Source organism: Salmonella sp. 2018103 (assembly GCF_026247685.1).
Classification (GTDB): Bacteria; Pseudomonadota; Gammaproteobacteria; order Enterobacterales; family Enterobacteriaceae; genus Salmonella; species Salmonella enterica.
This window is the reverse complement of sequence record NZ_CP111029.1, coordinates 4,385,035-4,403,978: the sequence shown is the minus strand read 5'-3', so window position 1 is coordinate 4,403,978 and position 18,944 is coordinate 4,385,035. Positions and strand designations below refer to the sequence as shown.

At 53.6% G+C, this 18,944-nt stretch carries 17 protein-coding genes; 5 read left to right on the top strand and 12 right to left on the bottom strand.

Features of this window, described 5'->3' with window-relative positions; translation table 11 throughout:
• Positions 1-29 precede the first annotated feature (29 nt).
• From fdhE to fdnG, 4 genes are read right to left on the bottom strand one after another with little or no spacing between them, the layout of a single operon-like run.
• Positions 30-959 carry a formate dehydrogenase accessory protein FdhE gene (fdhE, locus tag OLG56_RS21165; protein ID WP_000027730.1) on the bottom strand — a complete coding sequence of 310 codons (930 nt, stop codon included), beginning with the start codon at positions 957-959 and terminating at the stop codon, positions 30-32.
• Positions 956-1,591, bottom strand: coding sequence for a formate dehydrogenase cytochrome b556 subunit (gene fdoI / locus OLG56_RS21160; RefSeq protein WP_023205206.1), 636 nt, complete (start codon positions 1,589-1,591; stop codon positions 956-958). The genes fdhE and fdoI overlap by 4 nt, the downstream gene beginning before the upstream one ends.
• On the bottom strand, positions 1,588-2,490 hold the full coding sequence (fdxH, locus tag OLG56_RS21155; protein WP_000331361.1) for a formate dehydrogenase subunit beta: 903 nt from the start codon (positions 2,488-2,490) through the stop codon (positions 1,588-1,590). Before fdxH ends, fdoI begins: the two co-directional genes overlap by 4 nt.
• 12 nt (positions 2,491-2,502) lie before the next feature.
• Positions 2,503-5,553 carry a formate dehydrogenase-N subunit alpha gene (gene fdnG, locus OLG56_RS21150; RefSeq protein ID WP_077248424.1) on the bottom strand — a complete coding sequence of 1,017 codons (3,051 nt, stop codon included), beginning with the start codon at positions 5,551-5,553 and terminating at the stop codon, positions 2,503-2,505.
• A 194-nt stretch (positions 5,554-5,747) separates the two neighbouring features.
• Between fdnG and fdhD the strand changes: the two genes are divergently transcribed.
• Both fdhD and OLG56_RS21140 read left to right on the top strand, forming a co-directional pair.
• Positions 5,748-6,584: a formate dehydrogenase accessory sulfurtransferase FdhD gene (gene fdhD / locus OLG56_RS21145; protein ID WP_001059743.1), complete on the top strand. Its 837-nt coding sequence runs from the start codon at positions 5,748-5,750 to the stop codon at positions 6,582-6,584.
• Between the two features lie 192 nt (positions 6,585-6,776).
• Positions 6,777-7,877, top strand: a complete 1,101-nt coding sequence (locus OLG56_RS21140; protein ID WP_061377451.1) for a YiiG family protein — start codon at positions 6,777-6,779, stop codon at positions 7,875-7,877.
• 355 nt (positions 7,878-8,232) lie between these two features.
• On the opposite strand, the gene OLG56_RS21135 is transcribed toward OLG56_RS21140, so the two are convergent.
• Both OLG56_RS21135 and OLG56_RS21130 read right to left on the bottom strand, forming a co-directional pair.
• A complete protein-coding gene (locus OLG56_RS21135) occupies positions 8,233-8,556 on the bottom strand; it encodes an AzlD domain-containing protein (RefSeq protein WP_000527677.1) in 324 nt (107 codons plus the stop codon).
• A complete protein-coding gene (locus OLG56_RS21130) occupies positions 8,556-9,215 on the bottom strand; it encodes an AzlC family ABC transporter permease (protein WP_000683586.1) in 660 nt (219 codons plus the stop codon). The genes OLG56_RS21135 and OLG56_RS21130 overlap by 1 nt, the downstream gene beginning before the upstream one ends.
• Before the next feature lie 100 nt (positions 9,216-9,315).
• Between OLG56_RS21130 and OLG56_RS21125 the strand changes: the two genes are divergently transcribed.
• On the top strand, positions 9,316-9,864 hold the full coding sequence (locus tag OLG56_RS21125; protein ID WP_001517951.1) for a helix-turn-helix domain-containing protein: 549 nt from the start codon (positions 9,316-9,318) through the stop codon (positions 9,862-9,864).
• An 88-nt stretch (positions 9,865-9,952) separates the two neighbouring features.
• Here the strand turns inward: OLG56_RS21125 and rhaM are convergent, their stop codons facing one another.
• From rhaM to rhaB, 5 genes are all read right to left on the bottom strand, one after another.
• Positions 9,953-10,267 carry an L-rhamnose mutarotase gene (gene rhaM / locus OLG56_RS21120; RefSeq protein ID WP_000619473.1) on the bottom strand — a complete coding sequence of 105 codons (315 nt, stop codon included), beginning with the start codon at positions 10,265-10,267 and terminating at the stop codon, positions 9,953-9,955.
• On the bottom strand, positions 10,264-11,412 hold the full coding sequence (gene fucO / locus OLG56_RS21115; protein ID WP_000009252.1) for a lactaldehyde reductase: 1,149 nt from the start codon (positions 11,410-11,412) through the stop codon (positions 10,264-10,266). The genes rhaM and fucO overlap by 4 nt, the downstream gene beginning before the upstream one ends.
• Before the next feature lie 125 nt (positions 11,413-11,537).
• Positions 11,538-12,365 carry a rhamnulose-1-phosphate aldolase gene (rhaD, locus tag OLG56_RS21110; protein WP_024154911.1) on the bottom strand — a complete coding sequence of 276 codons (828 nt, stop codon included), beginning with the start codon at positions 12,363-12,365 and terminating at the stop codon, positions 11,538-11,540.
• 142 nt (positions 12,366-12,507) lie between these two features.
• Entirely contained in the window at positions 12,508-13,767 is a 1,260-nt protein-coding gene (locus OLG56_RS21105) for an L-rhamnose isomerase (protein WP_000211472.1), read from the bottom strand.
• On the bottom strand, positions 13,764-15,233 hold the full coding sequence (gene rhaB / locus OLG56_RS21100) for a rhamnulokinase (RefSeq protein ID WP_000143965.1): 1,470 nt from the start codon (positions 15,231-15,233) through the stop codon (positions 13,764-13,766). The genes OLG56_RS21105 and rhaB overlap by 4 nt, the downstream gene beginning before the upstream one ends.
• A 287-nt stretch (positions 15,234-15,520) precedes the next feature.
• On the opposite strand from rhaB, the gene rhaS reads away from it, so the two are divergent.
• Together rhaS and rhaR are read left to right on the top strand one after the other, a co-directional pair.
• Positions 15,521-16,357, top strand: a complete 837-nt coding sequence (rhaS, locus tag OLG56_RS21095) for an HTH-type transcriptional activator RhaS (RefSeq protein WP_001636299.1) — start codon at positions 15,521-15,523, stop codon at positions 16,355-16,357.
• Positions 16,358-16,509: 152 nt separating this feature from the next.
• The gene (rhaR, locus tag OLG56_RS21090; protein WP_000013292.1) at positions 16,510-17,358 is read left to right on the top strand and encodes an HTH-type transcriptional activator RhaR; all 849 of its coding nucleotides are present in this window, start codon (positions 16,510-16,512) and stop codon (positions 17,356-17,358) included.
• Here the strand turns inward: rhaR and rhaT are convergent.
• Positions 17,355-18,389, bottom strand: a complete 1,035-nt coding sequence (rhaT, locus tag OLG56_RS21085; protein ID WP_000063541.1) for an L-rhamnose/proton symporter RhaT — start codon at positions 18,387-18,389, stop codon at positions 17,355-17,357. The genes rhaR and rhaT overlap by 4 nt on opposite strands.
• Positions 18,390-18,944: the final 555 nt, after the last annotated feature.

Here is an 18,944-nt window from a genome sequence, read left to right as displayed (position 1 = left end):
GTAGATTGCTAGCCGGTATACCAGAGAACTTACTCCCCTTCCCCCGGGAACAGGAACGGGTTGATGGAACTGCGGGCGAAGCCCTCCTGTTCCATGCGCGCGTCCAGCACCAGCGAGGCGAGGTCGTCGGCCACTGCTTCTACTTTCGGGTCTTTTTCCTGATAGAGAATCTTCAGGTAAGTCCCGCAATCGCCGCAGCTTTCGGCTTTCACCGCAGCCTGCTCATTTTCCAGCGACCAGTAGTGTAAGTCGCGGCTCTGTTCGCAGTTACTGCATTTTACGCGCACGACGTGCCATTCGGTTTCGCACAGGTTACAGTGCAGATAACGCAGCCCCTGCGTGGTGCCGATCTGCACCATGCTGGAGACCGGCATCGAACCGCACACCGGGCAATACTGGCGCGCTTCACCGTATTCCGCGCGGGCTTTGCCTGGAATCAAGCTGGCCATTTGCGCCCAGTAAAGGGAGAGCGCGGCCCAGATAAACGGGGCTTTATCGCTGCTGACGGAGGCAAAATCCGAGGCAAACAGCGCGCTGGCCATCTGCTCCAGTTCCTGCTCTGAGGCTTTCTCCAGGTTCTCAATCACCGCCAGCGCGGGGCCACTCATCTCGGGTTTTAGCTCGGCAATTAACGAATGCAGCAGTTTTTGCCAGTGCTTATCACGCGGCAGCACGTGGATATCCAGCGGCGGTTTGCCCTGGTCGTTCGCTTCTTTAATACGTGCGGTCAGATCCATCTCCAGCGGATGGTCGTACAGCACCACTTCCTGCGCGTGCGCGATAAGCGCGGCAAAGCGCAGGTAATCGCCCAGCGGGTTATTTTCAGCCAGCTCGCGCAGACGTTCGGCGCGGCGGTTGTAGACGTTTTTGAGTCGGGGGAACAATAACGGCGGAATCATATCCGCCGTACGTTTCTCGCTCGACCCCAGCTCATCTTGCGGGATTATGCGAATACTCATTCAGTTTCTTTTTCCGTTGTCTTGCGGACTTCTCGGTACCAGCGCGGGTGATGTTTCTTCGCCCACGACTGGGTTACCCAGCCTTCCACCATCGCGGTAATGGTGCCTTTCACCCAAAGGGCGGCGTAGATATGCACCATGATAACCACAATTAACGCTACTGCGGCAAAAGAATGCAACATTAACGCGAATCGGATCACCGGGATTGAGAAAGCAGGCGCAAAGTACGGACGCCAGATAATTACCCCGCTCACCAGCAGCAGCACCAGGAAGATAATCGCCGCCCAGAATACGCATTTCTGACCGAAGTTATAACGCCCGGTGTCACCCACTTCCTCGTTGACGACGATCTTACGAATATTCTTCGCCCAAAAGATATCATCCCGATTGATTAGATTGTGGTGCCAATAACGGAAAAACATGATGATGAACGAGGCAAACATAACCACGCCCACAAACGGGTGCAGAATTCGCGCCAGTTGTGGGGTGCCCAGGATATGCATCAACCAGTTGAAGGATGGGAATAAAAAGCCCAGCCCGCTCACCGCCGCCAGCACGAAGCAGAAGGCGACGATCCAGTGGTTGATGCGTTCCGGCGCCGTATAGCGCACGATGGTGTCACGTCGTTTCATTTGCGCACCTCGTCTTTCTCTTCATGCAGGTTGTCATCTTCCTCTTCCGCGCGGTTCGGGCCGACGCCGACATAGTGGAAGACGCTGGCGGCAAAGGTCGCGGCAAAACCGAACGCGGCGAGCGGTTTCCAGACGCCTTTCCAGAACTTAACGGTTTCGCTGATTTCCGGGTTTTCCGGCAGACCGTGATACAGATTCGGCTTGTCGGCATGATGCAGCACGTACATGACATGCGTACCGCCTACGCCCGCCGGATCGTACAGACCCGCGTTGTCATAACCACGGGTTTTGAGTTCCGCCACCCGCTCGCCCGCCAGCGTTTTCATATCCTCTTTCGAGCCAAAATGAATGGCGCCGGTTGGACAGGTCTTCACGCAGGCCGGTTCTTGCCCCACGGTCACGCGGTCGACGCACAGCGTACATTTATAGACGCGGTTGTCTTCCGGGTTGAGGCGCGGCACGTTGAACGGGCAGCCAGCGATACAGTAGCCGCAGCCGATACACTGCTCGGACTGGAAGTCGACAATACCGTTAGCGTACTGAATGATCGCCCCTTCCGCCGGACAGGCCTTCAGGCAGCCGGGATCGGCGCAGTGCATACAGCCATCCTTACGGATCAGCCACTCCAGTTTGTCGTTCTGTTCCACTTCCGAGAAGCGCATCACCGTCCAGGATTTCGCGGTTAAGTCCGCCGGGTTGTCATACACCCCAACGTTATTGCCCACTTCATCACGGATGTCGTTCCACTCGGAGCACGCCACCTGACACGCTTTACAGCCGATACAGGTGGTGACGTCGATGAGTTTCGCCACCTCTTCCTGGTGGTCCCGCGCCTGGGGCGCGGGGGTGAAACCGTTAGTGGCGGAACGACGAATGATGTCTTGCGATTGATAAGCCATAGGTCGTCTCCGTTACACCTTTTCCACGTTCACAAGGAAGGATTTAAACTCCGGCGTTTGCGTGTTCGCATCGCCGACGAAAGGCGTTAACGTATTGGCGATAAAACCTTTTTTCGCCACGCCTTCGTAGCCCCAGTGAATAGGAATACCGATGGTATCGATATCCTTGCCGTCCGCTTTCAGCGTGCGAATACGCTTGGTCACCACCGCTTTGGCTTTGATATAGCCGCGGTTCGAGGAGACCTTCACGGTATCGCCATGCGCGATGCCGAGCTTATTCGCCAGTTTCTCGCCAATTTCCACAAACTGTTCCGGCTGGGCGATAGCGTTAAGCAACGCGTGCTTGGTCCAGTAGTGGAAGTGCTCGGTCAGACGGTAAGTGGTTCCGACATACGGGAACTTATCCGCTTTACCCAGCGCGTCGGCATCGTCTTTAAAGATACGGGCGGCAGGGTTAGAGATAACGTTCGGGTGCAGCGGGTTAGTGCCCAGCGGCGTTTCAAACGGTTCGTAGTGTTCCGGGAACGGCCCTTCCGCCATCTTATCGATGGCAAACAGGCGACCCATCCCTTCCGGCTGCATGATAAATGGTCCGACGTCGCTGCCGGGCGCGGCGGCGCTGTAGTCCGGAATATCCCATCCGGCCCATTTTCCGCCTTCCCATTTCAGTAGCTGACGTTTCGGGTCCCAGGGGTTACCCTGCGGATCGGCGGAAGCGCGGTTATAGAGGATGCGGCGATTAAGCGGCCATGCCCATGCCCAGCCCAGCGTGTTGCCGAGACCAGACGGGTCGGCGTTATCACGACGCGCCATCATGTTGCCTTCCGGCGTCCAGCTACCGGCGAAAATCCAGCAGCCGCTGGACGTCGTACCGTCATCGCGCAGTTGCGCGAACGAACTGAGCTGTTGACCTTTCTTCACCACCACCGCGCCGGTTGCCGGGTCGATAAGATCGGCCAGCGCTTTACCGTTACTTTCCATCGCCACTTCTTCAGAGGCGGGTTCGTATGGTTTGGTGTAGTTCCAGGTCATATTCAACACCTGTTCCGGGTTGGCGCCGCCCTGTTCAGAGTACATCTTACGCAGGCGTAAGAAGATACCGGCGAGGATTTCGCCGTCGGTCATGGCAATTCCCGGGGCGTCCGCGCCCTTCCAGTGCCACTGTAACCAGCGACCGGAGTTAACGATGGAACCATTTTCCTCGGCAAAACAGGTGGAAGGCAGACGGAACACTTCGGTCTGGATTTTTGCGGGATCAACGTCGTTCGACTCACCGTGGTTTTGCCAGAAGGTGGACGTTTCGGTGTTGAGCGGATCGATAGTCACCAGGTACTTCAGTTTGGAAAGCGACGCGACCACTTTGTTTTTGTTCGGGAATGAGGCCACCGGGTTAAAGCCCTGGCAGATATAGCCGTTGACCTTACCCTGTTTCATCATCTCGAAGTACTGCAGTACATCGTACCCTTTGTCCCACTTCGGTAGCCAGTCAAAGCCCCAGCTGTTTTCCGCTGTCGCTTTATCACCAAAGAAGGCCTTCATCATCGAGACGAAGAATTTCGGATAGTTGCCCCAGTAGTTGACCTGATCCTTCAACAATGGCTTCGGCGTATTGGCAGCCAGATAGGTTTGCAGGTCGGTCTGTTTTTCGCTCGGCAGCGTCAGGTAGCCCGGCAGACTTTGCGACAGCAGTCCTAAGTCGGTCAGTCCCTGAATATTGGAGTGACCGCGCAGGGCGTTAACGCCGCCGCCCGCCATCCCCATGTTACCGAGCAGAAGCTGGATCATCGCCATAGTACGGATGTTCTGCGCGCCGATGGAATGCTGCGTCCAGCCCAGCGCGTACAGGAACGACGCGGTTTTATCTTTTGCGCTGGTTTCTGCAATGTACTCGCACACTTTCAGGAAGTCCGCTTTCGGCGTACCGCAGATATTTTCTACCACGTCCGGCGTATAGCGTGAGACATGCTGTTTCAACAGATTCCAGACACAGCGCGGGTGTTGCAGTGTCGTATCGCGTTTGGCAAAACCGTTTTCGTCCAGCTCATAGTGCCAACTGGTTTTATCGTACTGCCGCTTGTCTGCGTCGTAGCCGGTGAACAGACCATCATCGAAGCCAAAATCTTCACGCACGATCAGGCTGGCATTGGTATAGGCCTCGGTGTATTCACGGTTGTATTTTTCGTTGGTCAGCAGATACAGCATCACGCCTGACAAGAAGGCAATGTCAGTACCAGAGCGTATTGGCGCATAGAAATCGGCCACCGACGCGGTACGCGTAAAGCGCGGATCGATCACAATCAGCTTCGCGCCGTTGTGAATTTTGGCTTCCATCGCCCAGCGGAACCCGACCGGGTGAGCTTCTGCGGCGTTACCGCCCATCACCACGACGAGGTTGGCGTTCTTGATGTCGACCCAGTGGTTGGTCATCGCACCGCGACCAAATGTTGGAGCAAGACTTGCTACCGTTGGTCCGTGTCAGACACGCGCCTGGTTGTCGACCGCGAGCATACCCAGCGCGCGGGAGAATTTTTGCGTTAAATAACCCGTCTCGTTACTGGATGCGGAAGCGCACAGCATCCCGGTGGTGAGCCAGCGGTTAACGGTAACGCCTTCGGCGTTCTGCGCCTGATAGTTGGCGTCGCGATCTTCCTTCATCAGTTTAGCGATGCGGTCAAACGCTTCTTCCCAACTGATCTGTTGCCACTTATCTGAACCCGGCGCGCGGTATTGCGGGAATTTCAGGCGGCTTTCAGAGTGGATAAAGTCCACCAGACCGGCCCCTTTCGGGCACAGCGCGCCACGGCTTACCGGATGATCCGGGTCCCCTTCGATATGGAAAATAGATGCTTTGGCGTTTTTCGCACCGTCGCCGAGGCTGTACATCAACAGCCCGCAGCCAACGGAACAGTAGGTGCAGGTGTTACGGGTTTCGCGGGTGCGCAGCAGTTTATATTGCCGTGTTTCCGCTAGCGCTACGCCGGGCGCGAAGCCCAGTGCCGCCGCCGTGGTGCCTGCCATACCGCCAGCGCAGATCTTAAAGAACTGCCTTCTGCTGACCTGCATGGTTTGCTCCTTGTTTCGACATTGTCACTTCTCTTTCACATTTCTCTATCCGAAACGCTCAGGGAGTGGTTGTTATTTTTCTTTGCGGACGGGCCCGCAAAGGTTCAGAATTGGATAAATTTTCCTCCATCCGGGAGGAGTTGTAACAGAATACCATAATGTTGGTGTGTGTGTTCTTATATGGTTAAAAGAAAGTGAACAATATACTGTCTGAAGAAGTCCTAAATGTGACTGATTTCACAACCTCACGCCAGTTGACTCTCTGGAAACGCGAGGATTTGCAGTCCCCCCAACTTGATGATGTTGCCGAGGAAGTGCCTGTGGCACTGGTGTATAACGGTATTTCGCATGTCGTTATGATGGCCTCTCCAAAAGATCTGACGCATTTTGCAATGGGGTTTTCTCTGTCGGAAGGGATCATTGACAGCCCGCGTGAAATCTATGGCATGGACGTTGTACCGTCCTGTAACGGACTTGAAGTGCAGATTGATCTTTCCAGCCGTCGATTTATGGGGCTGAAAGCGCGTCGTCGCGCGCTGGCCGGACGCACCGGTTGCGGCGTGTGTGGCGTGGAACAGCTCAATGACATCGGTAAGCCGGTGCAACCCCTGCCGTTTAGCCAAACGTTTAATCTCGGTAACCTTGATCGCGCGTTAAAACATCTGAATGATTTTCAACCGACGGGTAAGCTGACGGGTTGTACGCACGCTGCGGCGTGGGTCATGCCGTCGGGTGAACTGGCGGGGGGCCATGAAGATGTCGGACGCCACGTTGCGCTGGATAAACTGCTCGGCCGCCGCGCTACGGAAGGTGAGGAATGGCGGCAAGGCGCGGCGCTGGTTTCCAGTCGCGCGAGTTACGAAATGGTGCAGAAGTCGGCGATGTGCGGTGTAGAAATTTTGTTTGCGGTTTCTGCTGCCACCACGCTCGCGGTTGACGTCGCTGAACGGTGTAATCTTACGCTGGTGGGGTTCTGTAAGCCGGGTCGGGCGACGATTTATACCCATCCGCAGCGGTTAATCGCAGACTAAAATAGTACCCTCTACATTTGCGTAAAATATATATTATTAATTTAATATATATTTTATGTAGAATGATGGTGTATGAAATATATATTTTCTGGATTTTACAGCCTCTCTTAATAACGGAATGACGTATAGTGGCGAGGCCATATTTTCGTTAAAATAAGAGAACCCCAACGTAAATATACAAAAGGCAATTAAATGAAAAGGAATTTATTATCCTCAGCGATAATCATTGCGCTAATGACCCTGGGCGCAACAGGATGTGATGACAATAATGTTAAAACCGAGGCGACGCCGGCCGCCAGCAGTCAGCCTGCGACGCCAGCGCCTTCTCAGGCGCCGGAAACGCAATCTGGCGAAAGTCCAGCGCAGCCCCCAGCAGCGAAGCCAGAAACGGCAACTCAGCCCCCGGCGGCGAAGCCAGAAACGCCAGCTCAGCCGGAGGTTGACGCTGAAGAAGTTTATAGTGAAAAAATGGATGTCTATATCGATTGTTTTAATAAACTTCAGTTGCCCGTTCAGCACAGTCTGGCGCGTTACGCGGATTGGGTGAAAGACTTTAAAAAAGGTCCGACAGGGAAAGAGAGCCTGGTTTATGGCATTTATGGTATTACGGAGTCTTACATAACGAATTGCCAGAAAGAGATGAAACAGGTGGCCGCCTTAACGCCATTACTTGAGCCTATTGATGGCGTTGCCGTTAGCTATATTGATAGCGCCGCCGCGCTGGGTAATACCATTAACGAAATGGAAAAATATTATACCCAGGAAAACTATAAAGATGATGCCTTTGCTAAAGGTAAGGCGCTGCATCAGACATTACTGAAGAATATCGAGGATTTTAAACCCGTCTCGGAAAAATATCATGAGGCTATTCAGGAGATAAATGACAGGCGGCAATTGACACAGTTGAAGAGAATAGAAGAAGCGGAAGGTAAAACATTTAACTATTATTCTCTGGCTGTCATGATCTCGGCAAAGCAGATCAACAAGGTTATTTCTGCCGATACCTTTGATGCCGAAGCGATGATGAAAAAAGTCGCGGAACTGGAAACAATGATTGCGCAATTGAAAGAAGTGAATACTGATGGCCGTAATTCTTCTTTCATCAGCTCTGCGGCTGATTATCAGCTACAAGCTAAAAAATATATTCGTCGCATCAGAGACAATGTTGAGTATTCTGATTTTGAAAAGAAACGGGTGCAGGACCCTGCAACAGGATGGATGGTTGCGGATTCTTATCCGGCGTCGTTGAGAAGTTATAACGAGATGGTGGATGATTATAACCGCCTGCGTTGAGTGATGGCGCATTAACTGCGTGCAGGCTGGCGCAAGCGCCTATAAAATTACGCTATAACGCCAATAAAAAGCGCCGATCAGGCGCTTTTTTCGTTTATGTATTCTTCATCAGGCAATATCCGTAAAAATAGCTGACGTAAACATTAACTAAAGAGAGCTATTAGAAAAACCAGTAATCTGAAGCTATCATAAGATGTTGACGTCACGCTGGAAGGTACTGGTAGTGTAATTGAGGATCGGCATTTATATGGAAAGCATTTATCCCGCCTGATGCGAAAATTCTGAGCCACTTCAGCATAGGGCGGCCCAGCCTTCATCACTTATAGGGTGTCACGTCCAACTGTTCTGTAAGACGTTAATTAATACCCGCCATTCGTAATAACGCGGTCACTACCGCAGCGGCGATAATCACCACAATAAGCGGCATTTTACGCCAGGCTAAAAATACGGCGAAGCCAACCCCAAGAACGCGCGCCATTCCGGCAAAATGTTCGCCTTCGTAAAAGGTGGTTGCCAGCGCGACGGAGAATAGCAGCACCGTTGCCGCATCCGAGAGCAGCGCCTGTGAACGCTCAGACAGCGCCAGACGGCTGCCAAGTTTCGCGCCGCCGAGGCGCATCAAATAGGTTCCCGCAGATAAAAGAGCAATACCGATAATAAATAGCGTCATATTGCCCATTATTTTTTCCTCGCCAGTAGGCCAAGCAGCGAAAGCAACACCGGCAATCCGGCAGCCACAAAGGGAACGGCGGCAAGCGACAGCGCGGCGCCGCTGCAACCACGAATCAATGTGGTGCGGTTTTTAAACGCCGGGATCACCAGCGCCAGTAAGATTGCCGGGAATACGGCATCCAGACCGATGGTTTCTGGGGCCGGGAGCAGTTTGCCGACACCTGCGCCAATCAGTGTGCCAATCGGCCAGAATAGGGCGACGCCCAGACCGCATAGCCAGTAGGCGGCTTTACGTTGTTCGGGTGTTTTTTGCGACAGGCCGAACACCACGCTCTCATCATTCATAATATGGCAGCCGAAAAAGCTGGCGGCGCGGGTGCCAACCAAATCGCGCACCGTTACGCCAAACGGCACGTGGCGCGCATTCACCAGCAGTCCTGCCGCCGCCGCCGCTAACGGATTGCCGCCGCTGGCAACAATGCCGATAAACATAAATTCGGACGCGCCCGCCAGTACAAAAATAGAGAGGACAAACGGCACCCACAGAGGGAAGCCGTAGGCCATCGCCAGTGAGCCATAGGACATGCCGACGACGCCCACGGCCAGGCACACTAAAAATATCGCTTTTATCGTGTCTCCCTTGAGACAGGAAAAATAGTGTTTCATCTTCTTTAGTCATATCGAACGAATTTTCATTATAATGAACGGAACAGATTTGCTTTACAAGACGAACATTTCGTTCGTTATAGTGAACGTTGGATGCTTTATGACACAACCTATTAGCGTCATTGCCAGAAGCCTGGTGCGCGAACGCCAGCGAACCGGACTGTCGCTGGCGGAGATTGCGCGGCGCGCAGGCATCGCTAAATCTACGCTTTCACAACTGGAAGCAGGGAACGGCAACCCCAGCCTGGAGACGTTATGGTCGCTATGCGTCGCGCTCGACATTCCCTTTGCCAGGCTGCTGGAGCCGCAGGTACAAAAAACGCAAGTGATTCGCCGCGGAGAAGGCACCAAAGTCGTGGCGGAGCAGGCGCATTATCAGGCGATATTACTGGCGGCGTGTCCACCCGGCGCGCGGCGTGATATCTATCTGCTGTTGACGCAGCCGGGGGCCGACCGGATCTCTCACCCGCATCCGCCGGGGTCGGTGGAACATATTATTGTTACGCAGGGAAAAGCCCTCGTCGGCTTAACCGAGGCGCCGGAAGAGCTGGCGGAGGGCGATTACATTTGTTATCCCGGCGACCAGGCGCATATCTTTAAAGCGCTGGAACCGGATACTCAGGCTATCCTGGTAGCGGAGCAGAATTGAAATTGCCGGATGGCGGCGTAACCGCCTTATCCGGCCGACAAAAAATAAAACCGTAGGCCCGGTAAGCTTGCGCCACCGGGCACACGACTTACTGCAGATAGAACACCTCTTTTAGCTCTGCGCTGACCGGGCTGTTATCCGGATTCGCGGGCATAACGTCACGCATATGTTTCCACCAACGCTGGCAAACGTCGGTGCTGGCCACGGCGTTCCAGCGCTCCTCGGATTCAATCTCAATGGTGGCGAACAGCAGATTGCGCTCCTGATCGAGATAAATCGCGTAGTGATGCGCGCCGTGAGATTTTAATACGGCTTCCAGCTCCGGCCAGATTGGGTTATGACGACGCTGATACTCCTCGTGCGCGTCGGCATTTACCTGCATCACAAAGGCTTTGCGGATCATAACGCCTCCAGGTACAGCTCGCGAACTTCATCGCGGCTGGCGGTGCGCGGGTTACACGGCGCGCACGGGTCGGCGAGGGCTTTATCCAGCCAGCCTTCGATATCTTCTTTTGTGACGCCCAACGTGCTGAAACCGTCTGGAATGCCGACGCGTTTGCTCAGCGTACGGATAGCGTTAATCGCTTCCTGACTTGCGGCTTCGTCAGACATACCGCGCGTCTCCACGCCCATCGCCTGTGCGATGCGGGCAAAACGCGCGACGGCGTTCGGACGGTTAAAGTTCTCGACAATTGGCAGCAGGATAGCGTTGCAGACGCCGTGCGGCAGGTTGTGGGTTGCGCCCGGCTGGTGCGCCAGCGCGTGAACCAGCCCCAAACCGGCGCTGTTGAACGCCATACCCGCCAGGTACTGGCCGAATGCCATTTGCTCACGGGCTTCGAGGTTATGACCATCGTCAACCGCTTTCGGTAGCCACACATTGATTAAGCGAATCGCTTCCAGCGCGTTAGCGTCGGTGAGCGGATGCGCGCCAACGGAGACATAGGCTTCCACCGCATGGGTCAGGGCATCCATGCCGGTTGCGGCGGTCACAGACGCCGGGATTTCCAGCATAACGCTGGCGTCATCCACGGCAATATCCGGGATGATATTCGGGTCGATGATCACCTCTTTGACCTTACGGGCAGAGTCGATAATCACCGCGTTGCTGGTCATCTCGGCCGCGGTACCTGCCGTAGTGTTAATCGCTACCAGCGGTACGCCGGCGTTTTTCACTTTGCCGACGCCGGAGTAGGCGGTAGATGGACCTGGGTTGGCGGTCAGAATTTTCACCGCTTTAGCGGTATCGATCGGGCTGCCGCCGCCGAAGGCGATAATGTAGTCACATTCTGCGCTCTGATACGCCGCAAAACCTTTCTGCACCAGCTCTTCTGTCGGGTTTGGGAACACCTCATCAAACAGGTGGTAAGACATTTGATGTTCATCCAGTGCGCTAAACAGGCTATCCAGCAGGCCCAGCTTTACCAGTTGACCATCGGTAACGATCAGCGCTTTGCCCCATTGCTTATTCGCCACGAGGTTCACCATATCGGCAATCGCTCCAGCGCCATGCAGGCTAATTTTTGGCAGTGCCAACATAAAGCTCATCACTATTCTCCTTAAAAAGATTCCCTGTTGCCCGATGGCGCTACGCTTATCGGGCCTACGGTAAAATGCGCACCGACCTGTAGGCCGGATAAGGCAAGCTGCATCCGGCGTTGAGTTGGGAGGTATCAGTACAGCGCTACGGCGCTGGCCAGCGGTGTCACGCCAAAACGTTTGCCGAGGGCGACCAGTTCTTCGCGCGTGATGGTCTGCTTCATACCGCCCATCGAATAGATTTTGACTAATACCTCAGCGGATTTCTCTGCGGTATCTATCAAACCGAAGGTTTCATCCAGCGTAGGTCCGCTTCCGAACACGCCGTGGAACGGCCACAGCACCAGCGAATGTTTCTGCATCTCTTGCGCGGTGGCCTGGCCGATTTCATCGGTGCCTGGCACCATCCACGGCAGAATGCCGACACCGTCCGGGAATACCACCAGGCATTCGGTGCTGCCTTCCCACAGTTTGCGGGTGATCAGCGCAGTGTTGTTTTCCAGTACGTAGGTGAGGGCGATCAGGTTAGTCGCATGGCAATGCATAATGACGCGGTCTTTGCCGTGGGTGGCTTTGATGCGTTCGCAGTGGGAGAGGAAATGCGCCGGGAGTTCAGAGGTGGGGACCGCGTCGTGGGTTAAGCCCCACAGAATGTGGTAGCCTGCGCCGTCGCTGTCGATTTTGACCACGCCTAAATTGGCTGCCGGATCGAGCTGAACGTTGCGGAAGAATTTGCCGGAACCGGTAACGATAAACGGCGTATTCGCCAGCATCGGCATGGGTTGACTTAGCGCGATATAGCGCGGTTTTTCGTGGAAATTAGCCGCAAAAGGCGCGATGTCGGCTTCATCCAGACGTAGCGTCAGGTTACCGCCATTACGTTCGTCCCACCCTTTCAGCCACGCATCAGACGTGGCTTTAATCATGCCCTGGACAAACCAGGAATCGGTAATATTTTGCATGTTCGTGTTCCCATTTATTGCCCGAAGGTTATTCGGGTCTTACGTAGGCCGGATAAGCGCAGCGCCATCCGGCAATCGTGTTTCATTTATTGCCGGATGGCGACGCGGGCGTCTTATCCGGCCTACAGATCAGGTGTCGCTGTCAGCTACGTTTGCTCAGGATCTCTTTTTCGTAGGTGCGAACGCTGTCCAGCCACTGGCTGCCAGTCGGCGTGTCGTGACGCTGGCAATACATTTCCCAGACGGCCTGCCACGGCAGAGATTTCTGCTCTTCCAGCAGCGCCAGACGCGCGGTGTAATCGCCGCTGGCCTCAAGCTGACGCAGTTGATCTGTGGGTTCCAGCAGAGCGCGCAGCAGCGCTTTTTTCATGTTGCGGGTACCGATAACCCACGCGGCTACACGGTTGATAGAGGCGTCGAAGAAATCCAGACCGATATGCACACGGTCGAACAGGTTATGACGGACGATCTCGCTGGCAATCGCCTGAGTTTCATCGTCCAGGAGTACCACGTGGTCGCTATCCCAGCGTACCGGGCGGCTGACGTGCAGCAGCAGCCGTGGCACGTAGAGCATGGCGGCGGAAATTTTGTCGGAAATCACTTCAGTGGGATGGAAGTGGCCCGCATCCAGGCACAGCGCGGTCTGACGGCTGGTGGCGTAGCCCATGTAGAACTCATTGGAGCCGACGGTGTAGCTTTCCGCGCCGATGCCAAACAGTTTGCTTTCGACGGCGTCGATGTGGTGCGCCGGGTCGAATTTCTCGCTAATGACCTCATCCAGCGCTTCCAGCAGGCGCTGGCGCGGAGCTAAACGGTCGACGGTAATGTCTTTCATGCCGTCCGGGATCCAGATGTTCATCACCGACGGCGTACCGAGCTGCTCACCAAAGTATGCCGAGACGCGGCGGCTGGCCTTGCAGTGATCGATCCAGAACTGGCGAATTTTCGCGTCGGGATGAGAGAGGGTAAAACCGTCAGCGCTCAGTGGATGAGAAAAACAGGTGGGGTTGAAATCCAGCCCCAGCCGGTTCGCTTTCGCCCACTCCACCCAGTTTTTAAAATGCTCCGGTTTGATCTGGTCGCGAGCAACCGGCGTATCCGACTCAAGATAAATGGCGTGCAGGTTCAGCCGTTTTGGGCCAGGGATCAGACGCAGCGCCTGCTCCAGATCGGCGCGCAGTTCGGTGGCGTTACGCGCTTTGCCCGGATAGTTGCCGGTTGACTGAATTCCGCCCGTCAACGAACCTTCCGGGTTCTCGAATCCGGCAACATCGTCGCCCTGCCAGCAGTGCATGGAAACCGGCAGGCGATCGAGCTGGCGCAGCGCCTCCTCGACATCAATACCTACTGCGGCGAAACGTTGTTTTGCCAGTTCCCAGGCTTGTTCCAGTTGAGTGGTCATGCGCAAAGCTCCTTTGTCTGTCGTTTGGGTTGAAACTGCGCAACGTGGCGGGCAATTTCACTATCAGGATTAGGGATATAGGTTGTCAGGTCGTAGTTAGCGCTGACGACCTGACGGAAGTCATCGACGTTGTTTAATTCGTCGAGGGTCATAAGCTGAATACCAATATTGCCAAGGGTGGAGGCTTCAACCGGCCCGGCCATCACGCGAATACCACATGCATCGGCGCACAACTGGTTAAGTAGCGCGTTTTGGCATCCGCCGCCGACAATATGCAGTTGGGTAAATTTTTCGCCGCGCAGATTTGCCAGTTCGTGCAGAATGTCGGCATACAACAGCGCCAGACTGTCGAAAATGCAGCGCGCCAGTTCGGCATCGCTGACGGGAACGGGCTGGTCGGTCTCGCGACAGGCTGCCTGGATTTCAGCGCGCATATCGTCAGGATTGATAAAGCGATCGTCATTCGGGTTAATCAGGAAACGGCAGGCCGGCAGCGCTTCTGTTTGGGCGATAAGCGCAGGCAGATCGGTAATGCGCCGTTCTTTCAGCACACGCTGGAGCAGCCACAAACCCATAATGTTTTTCAGTACCCGATAACGCCCTTCCGCGCCGCCTTCGTTGGTGATATTGGCAGCCAGCGCCTCGTCAGTGGTGTAGGGCATTTTGCTTTCAAAACCCATCAACGACCAGGTGCCTGAAGACAGGTAAGCGCTATGTTTATTTGCCAGCGGAGAGGCAATAACGGCGCTGGCGGTATCGTGGCTGGCGACGGCTACCACCGGAATACGGTTGCCCTGCGGGCAAATCCAGTCGCCGATAACATTGCCAGGGTGCGAGGGGCGACCGAACCAGCTCTTTTTCGCGCCGGTCCACGCCAGCAGGGTATCGTCCCAGTCATCGGTATTGATATTGACCAATTGGGTGGTCGTGGCGTTGGTGTATTCCCAGTTCATTTCACCGGTCAGGCGGTAGCTGAAATAATCGGGCATCAGCAGCGCATGAGCGACCTGCGCCGTTAACTCAGGCTGTTGTTTCGTCAGCGCGCGTAGCTGATAGATGGTGTTAAACGGCAGAAACTGAATCCCGCTGCGGCGATAGATTTCGCTTTTGCCGATCTGGACCAGCGCTTGCGGCATGATGCCCGTGGTACGGTTATCGCGGTAGGAGACCGGCAGGCCGACACGCTGACCTTGTTTATCCAGCAGGACATAATCGACGCCCCAGGTGTCGATGCCGATGCTGTCGATAAGAATGCCTTCATTGCAGACTTTCTTCAGACCAAGACGGATATCCTTTTCCAGACTGTCGATGTCCCAGGTGTCAAACCCGTCTGTTTTTTGTAGGCAGTTCACAAAACGGTGAATTTCACGTAGCGTCAGGGTACGGTGTTTGCTGTCGTAACGCGCCAGCATCACGCGCCCGCTGGATGCGCCGAGATCAACCGCGACACAATGGCGAAAAGTCATAATCAGGTCCTTCTTAGAGTCATTGCGCACAGTCTAAAAAAGCCCTCAAAGACCTACCTTCTCGTTACTGACAGGAAAATGAGCCGCTGGCAACAAGGCAAAGATGAACGTGATAGCGTTCACAGTTTCTACTAATAGGCCGGTGTGATGTCGTCCGCATTTCCCGCTTTTTCCCGCCTTTTCTTGAAAAAAAGACCATGTTTGCGCGCTTTAGCGTCAAAAATTTAAGGTGAGGCCGATAGCCCTTAATTACTATTCGGACATGTTGAATTCAGGAGGAAGCAACCATGACCGTACTGCATAGCGTGGATTTTTTTCCATCAGGTAAAGCGCCCGTGGCGATTGAACCCCGTCTGCCGCAAGCCGCTTTCCCTGAACATCATCATGATTTTCATGAAATCGTGATTGTGGAACACGGTACGGGCATTCATGTATTCAACGGGCAGCCGTATACCATCAGCGGCGGTACCGTGTGTTTTGTTCGCGATCACGACCGGCATTTATATGAACATACCGACAACCTATGCCTGACGAATGTACTGTGGCGTTCGCCGGACGCTTTCCAATTCCTGGCGGGGCTGGATCAATTGCTGCCGCAGGAGCAGGATGGTTACTATCCTTCGCACTGGCGGGTGAATCAGAGTGTGTTGCAGCAGGTGCGCCAGTTGGTCGGTCTGATGGAGCGCGCCGGAGACAGCATGGATGCGCCTGCCGTGGCGAATCGCGAAATTTTGTTTATGCAACTACTGGTGTTGTTGCGCCGCAGTAGCCTGATGGAAGGCGCAACCAATAACGACGCCAAACTCAACCAACTGATGGCATGGCTGGAAGACCATTTTGCGGAGGAGGTCTGCTGGGAGGCGGTAGCTGAACAGTTTTCGCTGTCGCTACGCACGCTGCATCGTCAGCTTAAACAGCATACCGGGCTGACGCCGCAACGTTACCTTAATCGCCTGCGTTTGATCAAAGCCCGGCATTTATTACGCCATAGCGATCATAGCGTGACAGAAATCGCGTACCGCTGCGGTTTTGGCGACAGTAACCACTTTTCGACTCTGTTTCGCCGAGAATTTAACTGGTCGCCGCGGGATATCCGTCAGGGACGCGATGCGATAATCCAGTAACGCGAACGCTATCAACGTTTTCGTCGCCAATATGCTGATAATTATACCCTTTAATACCGGATGGCGGCTGCGCCTTACCTGGCCTACGGCGGCGAGCGGTAGACAGAATAAGCGTAGCGCCATCCGGCAAGCATTCAACATGAGGTGCTGCGGTGGCAAATCAGTTAATCCTTTTGAAAAAAGATTTTTTTACTGATGAGCAGCAGGCCGTTACGGTTGCCGATCGCTATCCACAGGATGTTTTTGCGGAACATACGCATGAGTTTTGTGAACTGGTGATGGTCTGGCGGGGCAATGGCCTACACGTTCTTAATGAGCGCCCATACAGAATTACCCGCGGCGATCTGTTTTACATTCGTGCTGAAGACAAACACTCCTATACCTCCGTTAACGATCTGGTGCTGCAAAATATCATTTACTGCCCGGAGCGTTTGAAACTCAATGTAAACTGGCAGGCGATGATTCCCGGCTTTCAGGGAGCGCAGTGGCATCCTCACTGGCGGCTGGGCAGTATGGGAATGAATCAGGCGCGGCAGGTCATTAACCAGCTTGAACATGAGAGTAATGGGCGCGATCCGCTGGCGAATGAGATGGCGGAATTGCTGTTTGGTCAACTGGTGATGACGTTAAAACGGCATCGCTACGCGACCGACGATCTTCCGGCAACTTCCAGAGAAACCCTGTTGGATAAATTAATTACCGCTTTGGCTAATAGCCTTGAGCGTCCCTTTGCGCTGGATGCGTTTTGCCAGCAGGAACAATGCAGCGAACGGGTGCTGCGGCAGCAGTTTCGCGCCCAAACCGGGATGACGATTAATCAATATTTACGCCAGGTCCGTATTTGCCACGCGCAGTATCTGCTTCAGCATAGCCCGCTGATGATTAGCGAGATTTCGATGCAGTGCGGCTTTGAAGATAGTAATTATTTTTCAGTGGTGTTCACGCGGGAAACCGGGATGACGCCGAGCCAATGGCGTCATCTCAGTAATCAAAGCGATTAACTGGCCATGCCTAAACCGACAATATTCGCCGCGATAATAATTACCACGCAGCCGAGGCTTAATACGGCAACGGGACGGCGGCCAGCATTTTTCCACTCTTTTAGCACCAGACCGACAAGCCCCCCGCACAGCACATAGAAGCTCATGTGCAGCATCCAGCTCATGTAGTCATATTGCGCGGGAATGCGCGCGTGACCCCAGGCATAAAAAAAGAACTGTAAATACCACATCAGACCGCCAAGCGCGGACAGCAGAATATTGCTGATAATCAACGGTCTTGCCAGCGAGAAGTCGGCTTTTATCGACAGATTTTGCACTTTTGCCAGGCGGATAAAACAGAAACCGAGGTTCACAAGCGCGCCGCCGCCCATAATCACCACGTAACTCGGCAGCGCGACATAGAGCGGGTCAACGCCAAGCGCGGCAGCAGCTTCATGCATCGGTTTCGCGGCGTTCATGGCAAAAGACATCCCCGCCGAGAAAATACCGCACATCACTGCCAGCAGAAGCCCTTTCTTCAGATTGAACTCCTCCGCTTTAATGCCCATTTTGCGTTCTTTTAACTGTCCGGCGCGCGTCACAATCCCGACGCCGATCAGCGCGACAAAAACGCCAAGTAGCGTCATGCGTCCCCCTTCGGTATGGATTAACACATCGAAGTTACCGTTGATGATAGGCGTCATCAGCGTGCCGACGATAAGCGTAATGCCGATAGCGATGCCGATACCCATCGACATCCCGAGATAACGCATGGTCAGACCGTAGTTAATATTGCCGATGCCCCACATGGCGCCGAACAGAAAAACCGGTAAAAGGGTGGAGAGGTTAAACTGTCCATAATAGGCCCAGAAATCAGGCAGTAACAGAGCGCTAATTGTCCACGGCAGAATAAGCCAGGAGACGATGCCGCCCACTGACCACATGGTTTCCCATGACCACTGTTTCACTTGCTTGAACGGAGCATAGAAGCAGGCTGCACTGGCCGCCCCTATCAAATGCCAGAAAATACCCATCGTAATCGCGTTACTCATGACATGTTCCTCATTATTTTTTATGGACGGGATACCCCTTCCGTTTGCATGAGTTTAAAAATTACGCAGCCTGGTAACCTTATAACGATTGCCGCCGTTGGGTGTATTCTGGCAATCAGCACGTTAATGAAGTGATTAACTTCACGTTTTAAAAAAGTCGGAGCTCATCATGACCGTCTGGATGTTATTTAAATCAGTGGGTAATATTGGTTTTCTAAAATACCTTCATCATAACGACACGAAACGACTTAGCTGGCAACAATGCAAAGAAAACACTGCGTGAGATCACATAATGGGAATAGTCTGACTTACCGTTTGATAAAAGGGTAGTTATACAGTAATTATTTAGTTGTTTTATTTGTATTTACAATTTAAATATATTGAAATTAACGTTAGGAATCAATGAAATATAAATATAGGGAAATCCCTATATTGGCTTTGTTGATGGTGTTTTGATTTTTATGTTATATGGCGAATATAAATTTCATTTATTTTATTTTGCTTTTTGAACATTATCCCAATTTTAAATTAAAGATCTTTGCCTATATTGTCGCC

What these genes read in the sequence shown, in the direction of transcription:
- fdhE (WP_000027730.1), bottom strand. Translation starts at nt 959, where the DNA reads ATGAGTATTCGCATAATCCCGCAAGATGAGCTGGGGTCGAGCGAGAAA.
- fdoI (WP_023205206.1), bottom strand. Translation starts at nt 1,591, where the DNA reads ATGAAACGACGTGACACCATCGTGCGCTATACGGCGCCGGAACGCATC.
- fdxH (WP_000331361.1), bottom strand. Translation starts at nt 2,490, where the DNA reads ATGGCTTATCAATCGCAAGACATCATTCGTCGTTCCGCCACTAACGGT.
- OLG56_RS21140 (WP_061377451.1), top strand. Translation starts at nt 6,777, where the DNA reads ATGAAAAGGAATTTATTATCCTCAGCGATAATCATTGCGCTAATGACC.
- OLG56_RS21135 (WP_000527677.1), bottom strand. Translation starts at nt 8,556, where the DNA reads ATGGGCAATATGACGCTATTTATTATCGGTATTGCTCTTTTATCTGCG.
- OLG56_RS21130 (WP_000683586.1), bottom strand. Translation starts at nt 9,215, where the DNA reads ATGAAACACTATTTTTCCTGTCTCAAGGGAGACACGATAAAAGCGATA.
- OLG56_RS21125 (WP_001517951.1), top strand. Translation starts at nt 9,316, where the DNA reads ATGACACAACCTATTAGCGTCATTGCCAGAAGCCTGGTGCGCGAACGC.
- rhaM (WP_000619473.1), bottom strand. Translation starts at nt 10,267, where the DNA reads ATGATCCGCAAAGCCTTTGTGATGCAGGTAAATGCCGACGCGCACGAG.
- fucO (WP_000009252.1), bottom strand. Translation starts at nt 11,412, where the DNA reads ATGAGCTTTATGTTGGCACTGCCAAAAATTAGCCTGCATGGCGCTGGA.
- rhaD (WP_024154911.1), bottom strand. Translation starts at nt 12,365, where the DNA reads ATGCAAAATATTACCGATTCCTGGTTTGTCCAGGGCATGATTAAAGCC.
- OLG56_RS21105 (WP_000211472.1), bottom strand. Translation starts at nt 13,767, where the DNA reads ATGACCACTCAACTGGAACAAGCCTGGGAACTGGCAAAACAACGTTTC.
- rhaB (WP_000143965.1), bottom strand. Translation starts at nt 15,233, where the DNA reads ATGACTTTTCGCCATTGTGTCGCGGTTGATCTCGGCGCATCCAGCGGG.
- rhaS (WP_001636299.1), top strand. Translation starts at nt 15,521, where the DNA reads ATGACCGTACTGCATAGCGTGGATTTTTTTCCATCAGGTAAAGCGCCC.
- rhaT (WP_000063541.1), bottom strand. Translation starts at nt 18,389, where the DNA reads ATGAGTAACGCGATTACGATGGGTATTTTCTGGCATTTGATAGGGGCG.